Annotated in this window: 11 protein-coding genes and 1 pseudogene; 7 read left to right on the top strand and 5 right to left on the bottom strand. The window is 73.2% G+C overall.

Annotation, left to right across the window (positions count from 1 at the left end):
• The first annotated feature begins 229 nt into the window (after positions 1 to 229).
• Complete coding sequence (locus IPL61_29620; protein ID MBK9035367.1) at positions 230 to 1,036, top strand: HEAT repeat domain-containing protein; 807 nt, start codon at positions 230 to 232, stop codon at positions 1,034 to 1,036.
• Between the two features lie 25 nt (positions 1,037 to 1,061).
• On the opposite strand, the gene arfB is transcribed toward IPL61_29620, so the two are convergent.
• Positions 1,062 to 1,487 carry an aminoacyl-tRNA hydrolase gene (arfB, locus tag IPL61_29615; protein ID MBK9035366.1) on the bottom strand — a complete coding sequence of 142 codons (426 nt, stop codon included), beginning with the start codon at positions 1,485 to 1,487 and terminating at the stop codon, positions 1,062 to 1,064.
• Positions 1,488 to 1,573: 86 nt separating this feature from the next.
• On the opposite strand from arfB, the gene IPL61_29610 reads away from it, so the two are divergent.
• From IPL61_29610 to IPL61_29590, 5 genes are all read left to right on the top strand, one after another.
• Positions 1,574 to 2,239, top strand: a complete 666-nt coding sequence (locus IPL61_29610) for a hypothetical protein (GenBank protein MBK9035365.1) — start codon at positions 1,574 to 1,576, stop codon at positions 2,237 to 2,239.
• 131 nt (positions 2,240 to 2,370) lie between these two features.
• Positions 2,371 to 4,053, top strand: a complete 1,683-nt coding sequence (locus IPL61_29605) for a serine/threonine protein kinase (GenBank protein ID MBK9035364.1) — start codon at positions 2,371 to 2,373, stop codon at positions 4,051 to 4,053.
• Positions 4,050 to 5,687: a PEGA domain-containing protein gene (locus IPL61_29600; GenBank protein MBK9035363.1), complete on the top strand. Its 1,638-nt coding sequence runs from the start codon at positions 4,050 to 4,052 to the stop codon at positions 5,685 to 5,687. The genes IPL61_29605 and IPL61_29600 overlap by 4 nt, the downstream gene beginning before the upstream one ends.
• 6 nt (positions 5,688 to 5,693) lie before the next feature.
• Entirely contained in the window at positions 5,694 to 7,718 is a 2,025-nt protein-coding gene (locus IPL61_29595; protein ID MBK9035362.1) for a molybdopterin-dependent oxidoreductase, read from the top strand.
• Positions 7,719 to 8,020: 302 nt separating this feature from the next.
• Positions 8,021 to 8,650 carry a hypothetical protein gene (locus IPL61_29590; protein ID MBK9035361.1) on the top strand — a complete coding sequence of 210 codons (630 nt, stop codon included), beginning with the start codon at positions 8,021 to 8,023 and terminating at the stop codon, positions 8,648 to 8,650.
• 108 nt (positions 8,651 to 8,758) lie between these two features.
• Here the strand turns inward: IPL61_29590 and IPL61_29585 are convergent, their stop codons facing one another.
• Both IPL61_29585 and IPL61_29580 read right to left on the bottom strand, forming a co-directional pair.
• Positions 8,759 to 9,388: a hypothetical protein gene (locus tag IPL61_29585; protein MBK9035360.1), complete on the bottom strand. Its 630-nt coding sequence runs from the start codon at positions 9,386 to 9,388 to the stop codon at positions 8,759 to 8,761.
• A 43-nt stretch (positions 9,389 to 9,431) separates the two neighbouring features.
• Positions 9,432 to 10,430, bottom strand: a complete 999-nt coding sequence (locus tag IPL61_29580; protein MBK9035359.1) for a class D beta-lactamase — start codon at positions 10,428 to 10,430, stop codon at positions 9,432 to 9,434.
• 51 nt (positions 10,431 to 10,481) lie between these two features.
• Here IPL61_29580 and IPL61_29575 point away from each other — a divergent pair, with 51 nt between their 5' ends.
• Positions 10,482 to 11,057 carry an NAD(P)H-dependent oxidoreductase gene (locus IPL61_29575; GenBank protein MBK9035358.1) on the top strand — a complete coding sequence of 192 codons (576 nt, stop codon included), beginning with the start codon at positions 10,482 to 10,484 and terminating at the stop codon, positions 11,055 to 11,057.
• Positions 11,058 to 11,175: 118 nt separating this feature from the next.
• On the opposite strand, the gene IPL61_29570 is transcribed toward IPL61_29575, so the two are convergent.
• Together IPL61_29570 and IPL61_29565 are read right to left on the bottom strand one after the other, a co-directional pair.
• Positions 11,176 to 15,204, bottom strand: a complete 4,029-nt coding sequence (locus IPL61_29570; GenBank protein ID MBK9035357.1) for an NAD-glutamate dehydrogenase — start codon at positions 15,202 to 15,204, stop codon at positions 11,176 to 11,178.
• A gap of 97 nt (positions 15,205 to 15,301) precedes the next feature.
• Positions 15,302 to 16,090, bottom strand: a pseudogene (locus IPL61_29565) (NAD-glutamate dehydrogenase).
• Positions 16,091 to 16,131 lie beyond the last annotated feature (41 nt).

Raw genomic sequence — 16,131 nt, 5'->3', positions numbered from 1 at the left:
GCGGGTGACCGCGACGCCACGCCACGGCGACGCCGGCGCGACCGCGGCACGCGCGCGCCTCGGCCCGTATCGCCAAAATCGATGGGGACAGGCTCTACCCATCTAACAATCTAGAATTGCTATGGAATTTTGACCTACCGCGGCCGGATTCCATGAGCGTGATTCAGGATTCCAGTCGCCGCCTCATTCCGCATCGGGCTACCCTCAGCGGTGGCCGCCGACGTCGAAGGTGCAGGTCGAAGCGCTGGTCGACGGCCGAGCCGTCCATCTCGATCACGGCGGCTCGATCTCGACCCGCATGGCGGTAGCATCGACCGCGGTGAGCGACCTTGGGCTGGAGCTCCGCGCGGCGCTGCTCGATGAGACCGACGTGGGCGTGGTGCGGCTCGCCGAGATGGTGAAGCCGGCCCGCAAGAGCGGTGCCTGGCGGGCGCTGCTCGCAGATCCGGACATCGGCGCAGCGGCCCTGGCGGCGGTCGCGCGCTCGGCCGCCCTCGGCGGCGATCTCGAGCCGCGCGCCCGGGTGATCGTCGAGGACCTGCTGTCGGCGCTCGGTCAGCTCCGGCACGAGCCAGCGCGCGCGACGCTGGTGCGCTGCTGGTCGACCGCGCAACCGGAGCTGCGGCTCCGCGCCGGCCACGCCCTGATCCGCTTCGGCGACCGCGCCGCCCTCGAGGTCGTCGCCGGCGCCCTCGACGACGACGGCAACCGGCGGCAGCTCGCGCTGCAGGCGATCTTCACGCTCGACCCGGCGACCGCGTGGGATCGGCTGGCGGCCGCGTGGGCCGCGCCGTCGCAGCACGGCGGCGTCCGGCTCGGCGCGACGCTGCAGGCGCTGATGCACGACCTGAACGACGACGGCCGCGCCCACTGGGGCCCGAGCCGCCGCTGGTTCGAGGCCGATCCGCGCTGGCTCGAGCTGTGTCGCGCGTGGACCGCGCTGCCCGCGCCCGCGGAGCGCGAGCGCTGGGGCCCAGGCCGCGCGCAGGAGATCGTCGAGCTGGCCGCGTGGTTGCGCAAGCGTCAGGGCGCGTGACGGTCCGACGCCGGCACGCGACGCATCAGTCCGCGCTCACGCGACCGCGCGCGCTCTTGATCTCGCCGCGACCCTTCTTGGCCTTGATCCGACGCTCCTTGCTGCCGCGCGACGGCTTGGTCGCGCGCCGGGGCTTGGGCCGCGCCAGCGCCGCGCGCACGATCGCCACCAGCTTGTCCTCGGCGTCGGCGCGGTTGTTGATCTGATCGCGGGTCCGCTCGCTGACCACGATCAGCTCGCCCGCGGTGGTGAGGCGCCCGCCGAGCTTGGTCAGGAGCCACGCGCGATCGGCCGCCGTCAGCGCCCGCGACGTGCTCGGGCACCAGCGCAGCTCGACCTTCGACGACACCTTGTTGACGTTCTGGCCGCCCGACCCACCCGAGCGCGCGAACGCGAGGCTGAGCTCGTCGGCGGGGATGACGACGCTCGGGGTGATGGTCAGATCGGCCATGGCGGCGCGCACGATAGCGCGCGCTGGCGATCACCGCACCGATGAATCGCAACGCGCCCGCGCGTCGGCCGTGCGAGCATGCCGCCATGCTCGCCGCGCGTGTCATCCCTGCCCTGGCGCTGATCACGATCACGCTCACGCTCGCGGCGCCGGCCCGGGCCGAGGACACGTCGATGTTCGTCACGGTCGGCGGCTCGGTCGGCGTCGGCACCACCGTCGACGGCCAGGACGCGTTCGGCCGCGACTACGATCCCGAGGGCACGCTGCAGCTCCGCCTCACCGCGTCGTGGGAGCCGCCGCCGCTGGCGTACAAGGAGCCCAAGGGCTACCGCGTGGCCGGTGCGCTCATCCCCGAGGTGACGTTCGGGTACCTCCGCGTGGCCGACCACCGCACCGGCGACCCCGACGGCAACACCGACGCCTACGTCGCGATCGGCGGCCGGCTCGAGGCGCGGGTGTCGCAGCGCAAGATCGGGCTGCTCGAGGTCTCGGCCCGGGGTGGGTTCTACCTCGCCGGCCGGGTCGGCCTCATGACCGACGCCGATCGCACGCCGCTGCTCGAGGTCGCGGTCGGCGAGCACCTGTTCCTCGGCGACCGCATCAGGATCGGCGGCGAGTTCGGCGTGCAGCGCTTCTTCGGTCAAGACTACGTCGCCGCGGTCCCGCTGGCGGCGGCGCGCGCGCCGTGGCGCGACGGCGACGGCCAGTACCTGTCGTTCCACGCGACGGTGTTCGTCGGCTGGAAGCTGTGACGCGCCGCACGAGCCCACGCGCGAGGCGGTGACGCGCACGACCACTGTGATCTCGGCAACTTCCCCGCCGGGGTGGTCGGGCCAAGGGTTTGACTTACCCCACCTCGCCACCTACCATCTTCAGTGGATCCATGAGCGGACGAGGCGACGACGCCCCGAGCGATAGCGGCGCGCGCGCAGCGCAGGCGCGGGCCGCGGTTCGCAGTGATCCCGAGCTGGTCGCGGGCGAGTCAGCCACGATGGGCGCCGCCGACACCGCGGTCGCGATGCGGACGCCGACGCCGGCCGACTTCACCGAGCCCGAGCCGGGCCCGCCGTCGGGGGTGCGCACGCTCCGCGCCGAGGAGGACCTCGTCGGCACCACGCTCCTCGGGCGCTACTCGATCACCCGCAAGATCGGCCAGGGCGGCATGGGCGCGGTCTACGAGGCCACGCACACGCTGATCGGCAAGCGGGTCGCGGTCAAGGTGTTGCTCGACAAGTACGCGCGCAAGGAGCAGGTGGTCGCGCGCCTCGAGCAAGAGGCGCGGCTGGCGTCGTCGATCGGCCACGAGCACATCATCGACATCACCGACTTCGGCCTGACCGAGGACGGCCGCACGTTCGTCGTGATGGAGTTCCTCGAGGGCGAGTCGCTGGCCGAGCTGCTCAACCGCGAGGGCCCCCTGCCCGAGCAGCGCATCGTCGACATCGCCTGGCAGATCGCGTCGGCGCTCGGCGCGGCCCACGCCAAGGGCATCGTCCACCGCGACGTCAAGCCCGACAACGTCTTCCTGCTGCGGCGCAAGGACAAGGACTTCGTCAAGGTGGTGGACTTCGGCATCTCGAAGTCGATGCGCTCGTCCGACGTCGGGGACGACGACTCGCCGCGGCTGACCCAGACCGGCATGGTGCTGGGGACGCCGCTGTACATGTCGCCCGAGCAGGCCCGGGGCGACGAGGAGCTCGACGCGCGGATCGACATCTACGCGCTCGGCGTGATCCTGTACGAGCTGGCCACCGGCCACGTGCCGTTCACCGGCACCAACTACCTCGCGATCATCTCGCAGGTGCTCAACGACGAGCCCAAGACGCCGCGCGCGCTCCGCCCGGAGCTGTCCGACGAGTTCGAGAACATCGTCCTCAAGGCGCTCGCGAAGGAGCGCAGCGAGCGCTACCAGTCGACCGACGCGATCATCACCGACCTGTCGGCGCTGCACGACGATCCGACCCACTCGACCCAGCGAGCCCGCATCACCGGCCCGCGCCGGCGGTTCGGCAAGCGCGGCGGCGGCCTGCGCATGGTGGCGTGGGTCGCGGCGCTCGCGGCGATCATCGCCGCGGTGGTCGTGACGGTGTCGATGACGATGAGCACCAGCGCCGCGCGCCAACCGTCGGCCGCGGTGGTCGACGCCGGCCCGCCGCCGCCACCACCGATCGACGCACCGCCGGCGCCGCCGCCGCCGCAGGTCGAGATCGTCAAGCTGCGCGTCGAGACCACGCCGCCCGGCGCGATGCTGTCCGAGGGCGGCCGGGACCTCGGCCAGGCGCCGCGCGAGATCGAGCTGCCGCTCACCGGCGAGACGGTGACGCTGGTGGCGACCCTCGACGACTGGCAGGGCGCCGACTGGGAGGGCGAGTGCAACGTCCGCCCGGCGGTCGATCACGACAAGACCATTCCGTGCAAGCTCAAGAAGCTGAAGAAGGGCCAACCGCGGCGCCACCGCCCCGGCGCGGGCACCGGCGCCGGCTCAGCCACGCCCGCGGGCACCGGCAGCGGATCGGGCGCCGCCGGCGGGGAGCTCGAGGGCAGCCCGTTCAAGCAGGGCAAGTGATCCGAGCTGGCGCGGTGGCGACGCTGGTCGCGCTGGCGCTCGCCGCCGGCGCCAGCGCCGCGCGGGCCGACGACGACGGCTTCATCGGCCGGCCGCGGCTGCGCCTCGAGATCGACGACTGCCCGCCGCACCCCGACCTGCCCAAGCCCGAGCTCGCGGCCCGCGCCAACGAGTACTACGAGCGGGCCGAGGTGCTGTACGTGCAGGGCGACTACGCCGGCGCGATCACCGAGTTCGTCGCGGCCCACTGCCTGATCCCGGCGCCGACGGTGCTCAAGGACATCGCCCAGGCCTACGAGCGCTCGGTCCGCTACGACCTGGCGATCGCGTACCTCGAGCGGTTCGTGGTCGACACCGACGACCCCACCGCGCTCAAGAACGCGGCGTCGCGCGTCCAGGTGCTGGCGCGGCTGTCGTCGACGATCCGGGTCGCGACCGTGCCGCCGCGGGCCAAGATCACCGTGCGCGACGGCGCCAGCGTGCGCGGCATGGCGGTCGCGAACACCGACGACGTGATCGCGCTGCCGACCGGGCGCTACACGATGACCGTCGAGCTGCCCAACTACCAGCCGGTCGACGAGGAGCTGACGATCGGCGTCGGCCAGCCCTACAGCTACTCGTACCGCCTCGAGCCGCGCCGCGGCCGGCTGCGCGTCCAGACCGTGCCCGGCGACGCGCGCATCCTCATCGACGATCTGTTCGTGGGCGCGGGCCTGTTCGACGGCGAGGTCGACCTCGGTCCGCACACGATCGACGTCGATCAGCCCGGCTGGAACCCGGCCCACCAGACGATCGAGGTCACCGAGCAGGCCCCGGCCGACGCCAGCATCGCGCTGACGCGGCCACCGGCGAGCGCGCGCTGGCTGGCGATCGGCGGCACGACCGCGTTCGGGACGTACATCGGCTCGTCGGTGGGCGCGATCATCGGCGGCGACAACGCCGCCGCAGGCGCCGGCCTGGGCGGGCTGGTCGCGGGCGCCGTCGGCGGCTACGTGCTCGTGCCCGAGGACATCCACCAGGGCACCGCGTCGCTGCTCCTGACCGCGACCACCGCGGGCATCATCGGCGGCCTCGAGCTCGGCACGGCGCTGTCCGACGACAACCGCCTGGTGACCTCGACGACCCTGGCCGGCTCGGTGGTCGGCGCGACCGCCGCCGTGCTGGTCGTGCGCCAGACCGCCGTCAGCGACGGCCAGGCCGCGCTGGTCAACAGCGGCCTCCTGTGGGGCACGATCAGCGGCCTCTTGTTCACGCAGGTGTTCATCGGCAGCGAGCGCACCGACGTGGCGCTGACGGCGGCCGGCTCGAACCTGGGGCTGCTCACCGGCATCGTCCTGGCCCGGCGCTACGACGTCAGCCGGCGCCGCTCGATCTACATCGACCTGGCGGGCGCCGCGGGGCTCGTCGCCGGCCTCGCGGTGCAGAACGGCGTGCAGTCGAGCGGCACCGGCAGCAACAGCGACGAGAGCCGCTCGCACTTCACGCTGGCCGGCATGGCGGTCGGCCTCGGGCTGGGCATCTACCTCACCCGCAACTTCGACGCGCCGCGCCTGCGCATCCAGCCGCAGCTGGTGCCGGTGCGCGACGCCGCTGGTGGCCGCGGCGCCGTGCTCGGGTTCGTCGGCACGCTATAACGCGCCATGGTCGCGACCACCCACGCCAGCGCCTGCCCGCTCGACTGTCCGGATCTGTGCGGCCTGCGGGTCGAGGTCGACGACGGCCGGGTGATCCGCGTCGACGGCGACGAGCGCTCGCCGCTCACCGCCGGCTTCGTGTGCGGCAAGGTCCGCAACATCGCCGATCACCTGTACGGCGCCGACCGCCTGCACACGCCGCTGGTGCGGGTCGGCCCCAAGGGCGCCGGCGAGTTCGCGCCGGTCACCTGGGACGTGGCGCTCGATCAGATCGCGACCCGCCTGGCCGCGATCAAGGCCGAGCACGGCGGCGAGGCGATCGTGCCGTTCCACTACGGCGGCTCGAACGGCTGGCTGTCCGAGGGCGGCCTGGCGACGCGGTTCTTCCGCCGGCTGGGCGCGTCGCGCTGCCTGCGCACGCTGTGCGCGGCGCCGTCGACCGAGGCCGTGCGCGGGCTGTACGGCAAGGTCCCGGGCGTGGCGCTCGAGGACTACGGCGCCGCCAACCTGATCGTGGTCTGGGGCTGCAACCCGTCGGCCTCGGGCATCCACCTGGTGCCGGTCATCGAGCGCGCGGTCGCGGCCGGAGCGACGCTCGTCGTCGTCGATCCGCGCCGCACGCCGCTGGCGCGCTCGGCGGCGCTGCACCTGCCGGTCCGCCCCGGCACCGACCTGCCGGTGGCGCTGGCGTTCATCCGTGAGCTGTTCGCGCGCGGCGCGGCCGACGCGCGGTTCCTGGCCACGCACGCCCGCGGCGTCGACGAGCTGCGCGCCCGCGCCGAGCCGTGGACCCTGGCCCGGGCCGCCGAGGTCAGCGGCTGCGCCGAGGCCGACCTGGCCCGGTTCGTCGAGCTGTACGCGGCGGCGTCGCCCGCGGTGATCCGCGTCGGCTGGGGCCTCGAGCGCAACCGTAACGGCGGCTCGGCGGTCGCGGCGGTGCTGGCGCTGCCGGCGGTCGCGAACAAGTTCGGCGTGCGCGGCGGCGGCTACACCATGTCCAACGGCGACGCCGCGTGGGGCGTCGGGCCCGAGCCCGCGATCGCCGAGCCCGAGCCGGCGACCCGCGAGATCAACATGGCGCTCCTGGGCCAGGCGCTGGCCGCGACCGACGCGCCGATCAAGGCGCTGTTCGTCTACAACTGCAACCCGACCCAGACCGTGCCCGATCAGGCGGCGGTGCTGCGCGGCCTCGCGCGCGACGATCTGTTCACGGTCGTGCACGAGCAGGTCATGACCGACTCGTGCCGCTGGGCCGACGTCGTGCTGCCCGCGACCGCGTTCCTCGAGCACCGCGAGGTCCGCCGCGGCTACGGCATGATGCGCCTGTTCGACTCGCCCGCGGTCGCGACCCCGCCCGGCGAGGCCCGGAGCAACCACCAGCTCTTCGGCGCGCTCCTGACCCGGCTCGGCCTCGACCGGCCCGGCGATCCCCGCACCGAGGACGAGCTGGTCGACGCGATCTTCGCCGGCGCCCACGACGACGATCTGCGGGCCCAGCTGCGCGCGCGCGCGGTGGCCGCGCCGATGTTGCCGACGCCGCGGCTGTTCGTCGACGTGATGCCGGCGACGCCCGACGGCAAGGTCGACCTGTGCCCGACCGCGCTCGACCTCGCCGCGACCCACGGCCTGTACACCTACCAGCCCGATCCGGCGACGGCGGCGTTCCCGCTGGCGCTGATCTCGCCCGCCATCGCCCAGCAGATCAGCTCGACCTTCGGCCAGCTGCGCAAGGCCCCGGTCGCGGTCGAGCTGGCGCCCGCCGACGCCGCCGCGCGCGCGATCCGCGACGGCGACACGGTCCGGATCTGGAACCAGCTCGGCGAGATCGTGTGCGGCGCGCGGATCTCGACGCACCTGCGGCCGGGCGTGGCGGTGCTGCCCAAGGGCACGTGGCGCTTCCACACCGCCAACGGCGGCGCCGCGACCACCGTGGTGCCGCAGGCGCTCACCGACCTCGGCGCCGGGCCCTGCTACAACGACGCCCGCGTCGAGATCGCGCGCGTCGACGCCGCGGTCACGGCGCCCGCGTGATCACGAGGTCGTCGACCCCGGCGTCGTCGCCCAGCGCGTCGAGGTGGGCGAGGTTGGCCACGTGCGGACAGTTGTCGTAGGCGTCGATCACGCGGGCTGGTCCTCGTCGTGCGCCATCGGGGTGATCGCCCCGTCCACGACCACCGCCGCGTCGACCTCGACCGCCGTCGGGCCGCCGGCGCCCATCGCCAGTCCTGCCATCGCGCGCGCGCGTCGAGCATCGACCGCGTATGTGCAGCCGCAGCGTGGCGCGCGAGCGTGAAGCGCCGGCGCCGGCCGCCGAAACCGCGTAGGCTCGGAAGATGAAGTCCGCCACGCTCTCGCTCGCCGCGCTCGCGCTGGCGCTCGCGACCACCCCCGCCGCCGCCAAGCGGATGAAGCCCGACCCGACCCGCCTGGCCCTGGCCGAGCTGCAGGGCGCCGCGGGCTGCGACGACAAGGCCTCGCCGCGCCGCGCGTGGTGCGTCGCCGCCGACGGCTGGGTCCACGGCACCGCCGCCAAGCTGCCGATGGGCAAGGTGCTGATCGGCATCACGGTGCAGCGCCCGGCCGCGGCCACCGGCCCGTGGGACCTCGCCACCGAGCCGACGATCGGCCTGGTCGCCCTGACGGTCTGGCACGACGGCCCCGCCAACGAGCTGCGCCTGACCACGCTCACCCCGCAGCACCTGCCCGAGGTGGTCGCGGAGGTCGCGGCGGTCCTGACCGGCAAGAAGCGCAGCGTGAAGGTCCCCGCGGAGCTGCGCACGACGCTCAAGTCGCTGGCCAAGAAGAACGGCTACCGCGCGTCGAAGGGCGCGAGCGGCTGGATGTGGATGGGCGACAACGGCAGCGAGCTGCGCAAGGTCGGCAAGCACTGGGTGGTCATCGAGGGCCCGGCGAACGGCTCCGACGACCGCACGATCACGATCCTCACCGAGCAGTGGAAGTAGCCGCCGCGCTGGACGCGGGCGCCGCCGCGCGCCGAGCGGTCGTCCGCGTCACGGCGCCGGCGCGGCGCCACGTCGAGCGTCGGCGGTCCCGCGCAGCGACCCGCCGCGTCATGGCGCCGGGGCGATCGCGCTGGCCGGTCGATCGTCGCGCCGATAGGCCAGGCTGACGGCGCCGCCGGGCTCGGCGAACGCCACCAGCCAGACACCCCCGCGCACCCAGACCCGGCGCAGCGAGCCTGGCCCCGTCGGCGGATCGGTCGCGAACGTCCGCTCGTCGTCGGGCGCGCCCAGCCGGCGCGCCAGGGCGTCGAGCTCGGCCCGCGCCGCCGCCGGCGTCAAGAGCGCGCGCAGCTCGACGCGATCGAGGTGCCCGCCCGGGGTCGGGTAGTGCGCGGTGCCGGTCCAGCCCGGGCGCGGGACGAACAGGATCATCGGCTCGACCGTGTGCGCGACCTCGATCGTCCCTGGCGCGGCGTGGAACTGCTCCGGCGTCGAGACGTACGCGTGCATCTCGTCGGCCCGCGGCGCCATCCCCGCGGCGGCCAGGCGCGCCACCGCCTCGTCCTCGAGCATGTCCCACGCGAGCGGCGCTGGCTCCAGCGTCGCCGGGGCGACGGTGCTCGCCGGTGGTGGCCCGGGCGGCGGTGGCGCCGACATCGGCCGCTCGGCGCGCGCGCACGCGCTGCCCGCGACCGCCACGACGATCGCGCCGGTGCGCGCGGCGAGGCTCAGGCCCATGTCTCCGTGAACGCATGACGCCGGGCGCAGATCTACGGCGACCTCACGGCGGCGGGCTCGACGCCGGGACCAGCCGCAGCTCGGCCAGCGCGCCGCGGCACACCGCCATGCGGTGATCGCGCACGGTCTCGAACGGCACGCCGGCAGGCTCGCGGATCCAGCACGCGAACGGGCGCGCGCCGTCGGGCCGATCGACCCAGCCCACCAGCCAGCCGATCCAGCCGCCGTCGTCGAGCTCGCCGGTCCCGGTCTTCCAGTGGATCGTCGCGTCGCCGAGCGTCTCGCGCTGCACGGCCTCGCGCACGGTCGCCATCGCGGCGGCGGTCACCGGCAACGTCGCCGCCAGCAGGCCGGCCACCAAGGCCACCTGCTCGCGCGCCGACACCGCCAGCCCGCCGGTGAGCCAGAACTGGTCGAGCCCGCCCGCGATCGAGCGGTTGCCGTACGCCAGCGCGTCGAGGTGCGCCTGCATCCGCGCCGCGCCGATGTCGAGCGCCAGGCGTCGGTACAGCGGCACCGCCGAGACCTCGAGCGCCCGCCGCACCGACTGATCGCGCTTCCACTCGGGGTTGGCGATCTGCGCCGGCGGGTAGCGCACCGGGTCGTAGCGCAGCACCGCGTCGGGGCCGCTGATCAGGCCGACGTCGGCGCCGATCAGCGTGTTGACGATCTTGAACGTCGACGCCGGGCGCAGGCGGACGTCGGCGCAGGCCCCGTCGCTCGCGATCACCGCGCCGCCCGGATCCCCCAGCACCAGGCAGGTCGCGTCGACGGGCAGCCCGACCGCGGCGGTGACGACCGCCAGGGCGCCACCGACGTCGAGCGCGACCACCGGCGCGTCGATCGTCGCGACCGGCGCGTCAACCGGCGCGACCGCACGGCCGGTGTCGGCCGCGGGCCGTGCGCTCGACCGCCCGCGACAGCCCCAGCCGAGCCCCGCGGCCACGGCGAACATCGCGAGCACGCGCGGCGTCATGGCCCGGACCAACGCCCACCTCGCCGCGGATATTCGCGATCCGATCGCGACGCGCGCGCGGGTCATCCCAGCGAGCGTACCGCGGCCAGCGGGTGCGCGATGCGCTACCTTGCCGCGATGTCCCCGCCCGCCCCGCTCCGCGTCGTCGCGATCGTCGGCAGCCTGCGCACCACGTCCTCGACGGCCGCGCTCGCCCGCGCGGTGGCCCGGGTCGCGCCGGCCCACGTCACCGTCGAGTTCCCCGCCGGCATCGCCGACCTCCCGCACTTCAGCCCCGACCTCGACGTCGAGCCGCTGCCGCCCGCGGTCGCGGCGCTGCGGGCCCGGCTCGGCGCCGCCGACGCGCTGCTGGTCACCAGCCCCGAGTACGCCCACGGCATGCCGGGCGCGCTCAAGAACGCGCTCGACTGGCTGGTGTCGGCGACCGAGCCGGTCGGCAAGCCAGTGCTGCTGGTGTCGGCCTCGCCCGCCGGCGCCGTCCACGCCCACGCGCAGCTGAGCGAGGTGCTGCGCACGATGAGCCTGCCGTTGATCGACGGCGGCGCCCACGTGTTCTCGCGGGCGCGCCTCGACGACGCCGGCGAGGTCGCCGACCCGGCCATGCTCGCGCACCTGGGCACCGCGGTCGCCGCGCTGCTCGCCGCCGTCGCCAGCGCAGCCGAGCCGGGCGAGGGTCACGACGGCGCGCGGTAGTCCTCGCGGGCCGCGATCGGCGGCTCCGCCAAACCCGGCCAGGGTCACCCGGTGCTCCTCGTGGATGTCGCCGGCGCTGCTCGCCGGCGATCGCCAGCTCAGCCGAGCCGGGCGAGGGTCACCACGGCACGCGGTAGTCCTCGAGGATCAGGTACATCGGCACCAGGCCGTGGCCGCCGAACTGCTTCACCATGCGCAGCGAGTCGGCGATCTTGTCGATCTGGTCGCGGTGCTGCTCGATGTACGCGGGGTTGTTCGCCAGCTTCGACACGCCCAGCTGCCGGATCGCCGCCGCCTCGCGCTCGATCGAGCTGAGGAACCGCCGCTCCCAGCTGTTGGCCGGCACCTGCGCCGCCAGCTGCTCGTCGAACGTGTCGACGTGGAGCTCGCGCCCGACCCGCTCGAACAGCTGCGCGACCTTGGCCAGCGGCAGCTTGGCGTCCCGCGCCGCGGCCAGCACCGCGAAGCCGGACCGCAGCAGCGACACCCGCGTCAGCTTGGTCGCGAGGTCGGCCGGGAACCCGCGCGCGATCAGATCCTGCTCGTGGGCCGCCGCGGCCGCCTTCGCGGGCGCGTCGAGGGCCGCCAGCAACACCTCGGCCACCGCCTCGAACTCGCGCTTGGTGCTGGCGACGTCGTCCGGCGACAGCTTCCAGGTGCGATCGTTCCAGATCCACCAGCGCAGCAGGCTCCGGTTGACCTCCTCGAGCGCCAGCAGCGCGTCGTACTGATCGCTCGACGCGACCGCGTAGTCGCAGGCGTGGATCGCGTCGCGGTGGGCCCGCCCGCCGATCAGCTCGTCGCAGACGAAGTAGCGGACGACCAGCTCGTCCATCGGCAGCGTGGTCTCCTTGCACAGCTGGACCAGGAGCGTGCACCCGGCCTGGTTGATGATCGCGTTGGTCGCCACCGTCGCGATGATCTCGCGCCGCAGGTGGTGGCTCTTGATCTGGGCGGCGTGGGTCTTGGCGAGCTGGCTCGGGAAGTAGGACGTGAGCATCGGCTGGAACAGCGCCAGCTCGGGGATCCGTGACGCCAGCACGCGATCGAACAGGTCGAGCTTGGTGTGCGCGACCAGGACGGCGAGCAGGTTGCGCGGCAGGCCCTTGCCGGTCGAGAGCCAGCTGCGCAGCTCCTCGTCCGACGGGACGTGCTCGGCGGCGCGGTTGAGGTTGTGCTTGTCGAGGTACGACACCAGCTCGAGGAAGGGCGCCCCGTGCTTGAGCGTGCGCATCTGCGCCATCGACAGCACCGCGGCCTGCAGGTAGTTGTCCTGCACGCACATGCGCCCGACCTCGGGCTCGAGCGAGCGCAGCAGCTGGTCGCGGGCCGCGCGGGTGGTCGCGCCCGACGCCATCAGCGGCGCGAACAGGATCTTGAGGTTGACCTCGTGGTCGCTGCAGTCGACGCCGGCCGAGTTGTCGATCGCGTCGGTGTTGCAGCGGCCGCCGTGCTGGGCGTACTCGGTGCGGGCGCGCTGGGTGATCGCCAGGTTGGCGCCCTCGCCGATCACCTTGGCCCGCAGGTCCGAGGCGTTGATCCGGACGTTGTCGTTGACCTTGTCGCCGACCTCGCCGTGGCTCTCGTTGGTGGCCTTGACGTAGGTGCCGATGCCGCCGAACCACATCAGGTCGACCTCGAGCCCCAGGATCGCGCGCACCAGGTCGGGGCCGGTGGCGAACTTGCCCTTGAGCCCGAGCAGCGCCTTGGCCTGCGCCGACAGCGAGATCTCCTTGGCCGCCCGCTCGTACACGCCGCCGCCCTTGCTCAGCGCCGCGGGCGCGTAGTCGCTCCACTGGGTCCCGGGGGTCGTGAACATGCGCTTGCGCTCGGCGTACGAGATCGCCGGGTCGGGATCGGGATCGATGAACACGTGCTTGTGGTTGAACGCCGCGACGACCTTGAGCTTGTCGTTGAGCAGCATGCCGTTGCCGAACACGTCGCCGCTCATGTCGCCGACGCCCGCGACCCGGATCGAGGTCTTGCGGATGTCGATGCCCATCTCGCGGAAGTGGCGCTCGACGTTGGTCCAGCCGCCACGCGAGGTGATGCCCATCGCCTTGTGGTCGTAGCCGGCCGAGCCGCCCGACGCGAACGCGTCGTCGAGCCAGAAGTGGTAGCGCAGCGAGATGCCGTTCGCCGTGTCGCTGAGGTGGGCCGTGCCCTTGTCGGCGGCGACCACCAGGTAGGGGTCGTCCTCGTCGTGGCGCAGCACGCCCGGCGGGGGCACGATCGCCGTGCCCTGGTAGTTGTCGGTGACGTCGAGCAGGCCGGCGATGAACACCTCGTACTGGGCCCGGGCCTCCTCGCGGGTGGCGCCGAGCTTGCGGGTCACGAAGCCGCCCTTGGAGCCGGTCGGCACGATCACGGTGTTCTTGAGCGTCTGGGTGCGCTGCAGGCCCAGCACCTCGGTGCGGAAGTCGTCGGGGCGATCGCTGTGGCGGATGCCGCCGCGCGCGACCTTGCCGCCGCGCAGGTGGATGCCCTCGACGCCGGGCGCGTGCACGTAGATCTCGTACAGCGGGCACGGCCGCGGCATGTGCTCGATCAGCCCGGACTCGATCTTGATCGAGATCGTGTCGCCGCGGCCGGGCCGATAGTAGTTGGTGCGGCGGGTCGCCTCGAACAGATCGATGAAGTAGCGGAGGATCAGGTCCTCCTGGATCGCGGCGACCTTCTCGAGGCGCTCGTCGTACCTGAGCGCGATCGGCGGCAGCAGCTGCTCGGCGCGCTCGGCGACGGTGTCCTCGCGGTCGGTCCGGAACTTGGTCTCGAAGTACTCGACCAGGAGCGCGACGCACGCGGGGTGCTTGAGCAGCGCGTCGTTGACCGAGTGGGTGCCGAAGCCCTGGAACACCTGGACGAAGTAGTTGCGGTAGGTGATCAACAGATCGACCTGGCGCCAGTCGAGCCCGGCCAGGTAGCCCAGCCCGAGCAGGCGGTCGTCGAGCAGCTGGCGATCGAGGACGCGCTGGATGATCGCGCCGAGGCGCTCGAGCGTGGCGTCGTCCTCGATCTCGCGGCCGTCGACGCCGGTGACCTCGAACCCGGTGATGTAGACGTCGGGGCCGGTGCCCTCGAGCCGCTCGGCCAGCCGGCTGGTCGTGGAGAGCGCCATCCGGTGCAGCGACGGCACGACGTCGTTGAGCAGGAGCTCCTGCCGCGACACGATCCGCAGCGACGTGTACTGGCGCTCGCCCGAGCCGAGCACGACCAGCGCGACCCGCAGGCCCTCGCTGGCCTCGAGCCGCTCGATCAGCTCGATGTCGAGCAGCGCGATCTCGGGCGCCACGACGCCCTGGTACGACTCGGGGAAGCGCGCGCCGTAGCGGCTCCAGATCTCCTGGGCCGTGGCGGTGGTCGCCAGGTAGACCGCCGACCGCGACCGCGAGGTGGTCTCGGTGGTCCCGCGGTAGCGCTTGAAGACCAGCGCGCGCAGCTGATCGGTCCAGGTCTCGAGCAGGCGCTCGAGCCCCTCGGTCAACACCTCGAGATCGGCGTCGGTCACGTTCGGGCGGTACTTGCCGACCGTGAAGTGGAGGCGGATCGGGGACTCGTCGTCGGTCTCCTGCCGGTAGTCGCGCAGGGCCGGCACCGCCAGGAACGTGCGGATCTCCGCCGCCAGCTCGGCCCGCAGCGCCTCCGAGAACTGCATCCGCGGCACCACGCACACCACCGTGATCCGGCGCCCGCCGGGGCGGCGCCAGACGAACACCCGCGCGTGATCGCCGGACTCGGCCAGCCGGAACTGGCTCGCGACGTCCTGGATCTCGTCGATGCTCCAGTAGAACAGGTCCTCGAGGGGGATCGAGTCGAGGATCGCGGCGGCCTTGGTGAAGGCGTAGCTGCCGGGCGGATCCTCGAGCCGGGCCATCACCTCCTTGATGCGCTGGCCGACCACGGGCACCCGCCGGTTGGCGTGCTTGAGCGCCTTGGTCGACATCAGCCCGATGAACACGTGCTCGCCGATCGCCTTGCCGGCGGCGTCGAGCTCGGCGACGCCGAAGTAGCGCACCTGCGCCACCGACCGGACGACGGTGATGTAGTCGGTGCGGTAGTACGAGTACAGCTCCTCGCGGCTCCGGCGGGTGCCGACGATCTCGCCGATCACCTCCTCGACCGCCTTCCGGTCCTGGGCCGCGAACAGCCCGAGCCCGCGCTCGGGCCGGAGGCCGCTGGTGCCGCTGGTGGTTGGTGCCGTTGGTGCCGTTGGTGCCGTTCGCGCCGCTGGTGCCGTTGGTGCCGTTCGCGCCGCTCGCGCCGTAGGCGAACCACGCGTAGCCGATCAGGATGAAGTTGTCGTCCTTGAGCCAGTCGATGAGCTCGACCGCCTCATGCGCCTCGTGCGCGCGCGGCGTCGATGGGACGCCGGCCTCGGCGCGGGCGATGACCTCGACCGGGATCGACTGCGACTCGCGCGGGCTCGGGCGCGACGGGTCCTGCCCCGACAGCGCGCACAGGCGCGCGCGCGACTCGTCGAGCCGCGCCTCCATCTGGCGGCGATCGCGGTTGACCAGCAGCGTGCGCTCGAGGCGCTGCTCGAGGTCAGCGCGCAGCGCCTCGCGCCGATCGGGCGGGACCTCGGAGACCTGCAGGTAGACCTGGGAGTACTTGGTGCCGCGCGACCCGTCGATGCCGGTGATCTTGCCGTGGTCGTGGACGACGCCGTGGATCGGGTGCAGCACGAACTGCGTCTGCAGGCCCTGCTGCCGCAAGAACGCCTTGATCGTCCGGATCACGAACGCGCAGTCCGGCAGCCGGGTCTCGATCACCGTCGAGTGCGCCTCGTCGGGGAGCAGCGTCGTCTCGGGATCGCGGATCGTGACCTTGACCGTGCGCGCGAAGTCCTCCTCGAGGAACGCGTACCGCTCCATCACGAACGCGAGCAACGTCGGCGGCTCGACCTCGCTCAGCACCTCGGGCGGGATGGCCCGGCAGTACGCGCGAATGTAGGCCTCGAGCCGGTCGCGGTGGGTCTCCTTGACGGCGTGGTGGGCGAGAGACAGGACCTGCCGAACTACCTCAGCTTGCATGGCGGCGCGACGTTACCAGAGTCGCGCGTGGCGAGCGAAAC

This window comes from Myxococcales bacterium (assembly GCA_016717005.1).
Lineage (GTDB): Bacteria > Myxococcota_A > Polyangia > Haliangiales > Haliangiaceae > UBA2376.
The sequence above is the reverse complement of the archived record's forward strand: the minus strand, read 5'-3'. Positions and strand labels throughout refer to the sequence as shown.

Excerpts from the sequence above, each read along its gene's own strand:
- IPL61_29590 (MBK9035361.1), top strand. The coding sequence starts at position 8,021 with ATGAAGTCCGCCACGCTCTCGCTCGCCGCGCTCGCGCTGGCGCTCGCG.
- arfB (MBK9035366.1), bottom strand. The coding sequence starts at position 1,487 with ATGGCCGATCTGACCATCACCCCGAGCGTCGTCATCCCCGCCGACGAG.
- IPL61_29610 (MBK9035365.1), top strand. The coding sequence starts at position 1,574 with ATGCTCGCCGCGCGTGTCATCCCTGCCCTGGCGCTGATCACGATCACG.
- IPL61_29585 (MBK9035360.1), bottom strand. The coding sequence starts at position 9,388 with ATGGGCCTGAGCCTCGCCGCGCGCACCGGCGCGATCGTCGTGGCGGTC.
- IPL61_29575 (MBK9035358.1), top strand. The coding sequence starts at position 10,482 with ATGTCCCCGCCCGCCCCGCTCCGCGTCGTCGCGATCGTCGGCAGCCTG.
- IPL61_29580 (MBK9035359.1), bottom strand. The coding sequence starts at position 10,430 with ATGACCCGCGCGCGCGTCGCGATCGGATCGCGAATATCCGCGGCGAGG.
- IPL61_29595 (MBK9035362.1), top strand. The coding sequence starts at position 5,694 with ATGGTCGCGACCACCCACGCCAGCGCCTGCCCGCTCGACTGTCCGGAT.
- IPL61_29605 (MBK9035364.1), top strand. The coding sequence starts at position 2,371 with ATGAGCGGACGAGGCGACGACGCCCCGAGCGATAGCGGCGCGCGCGCA.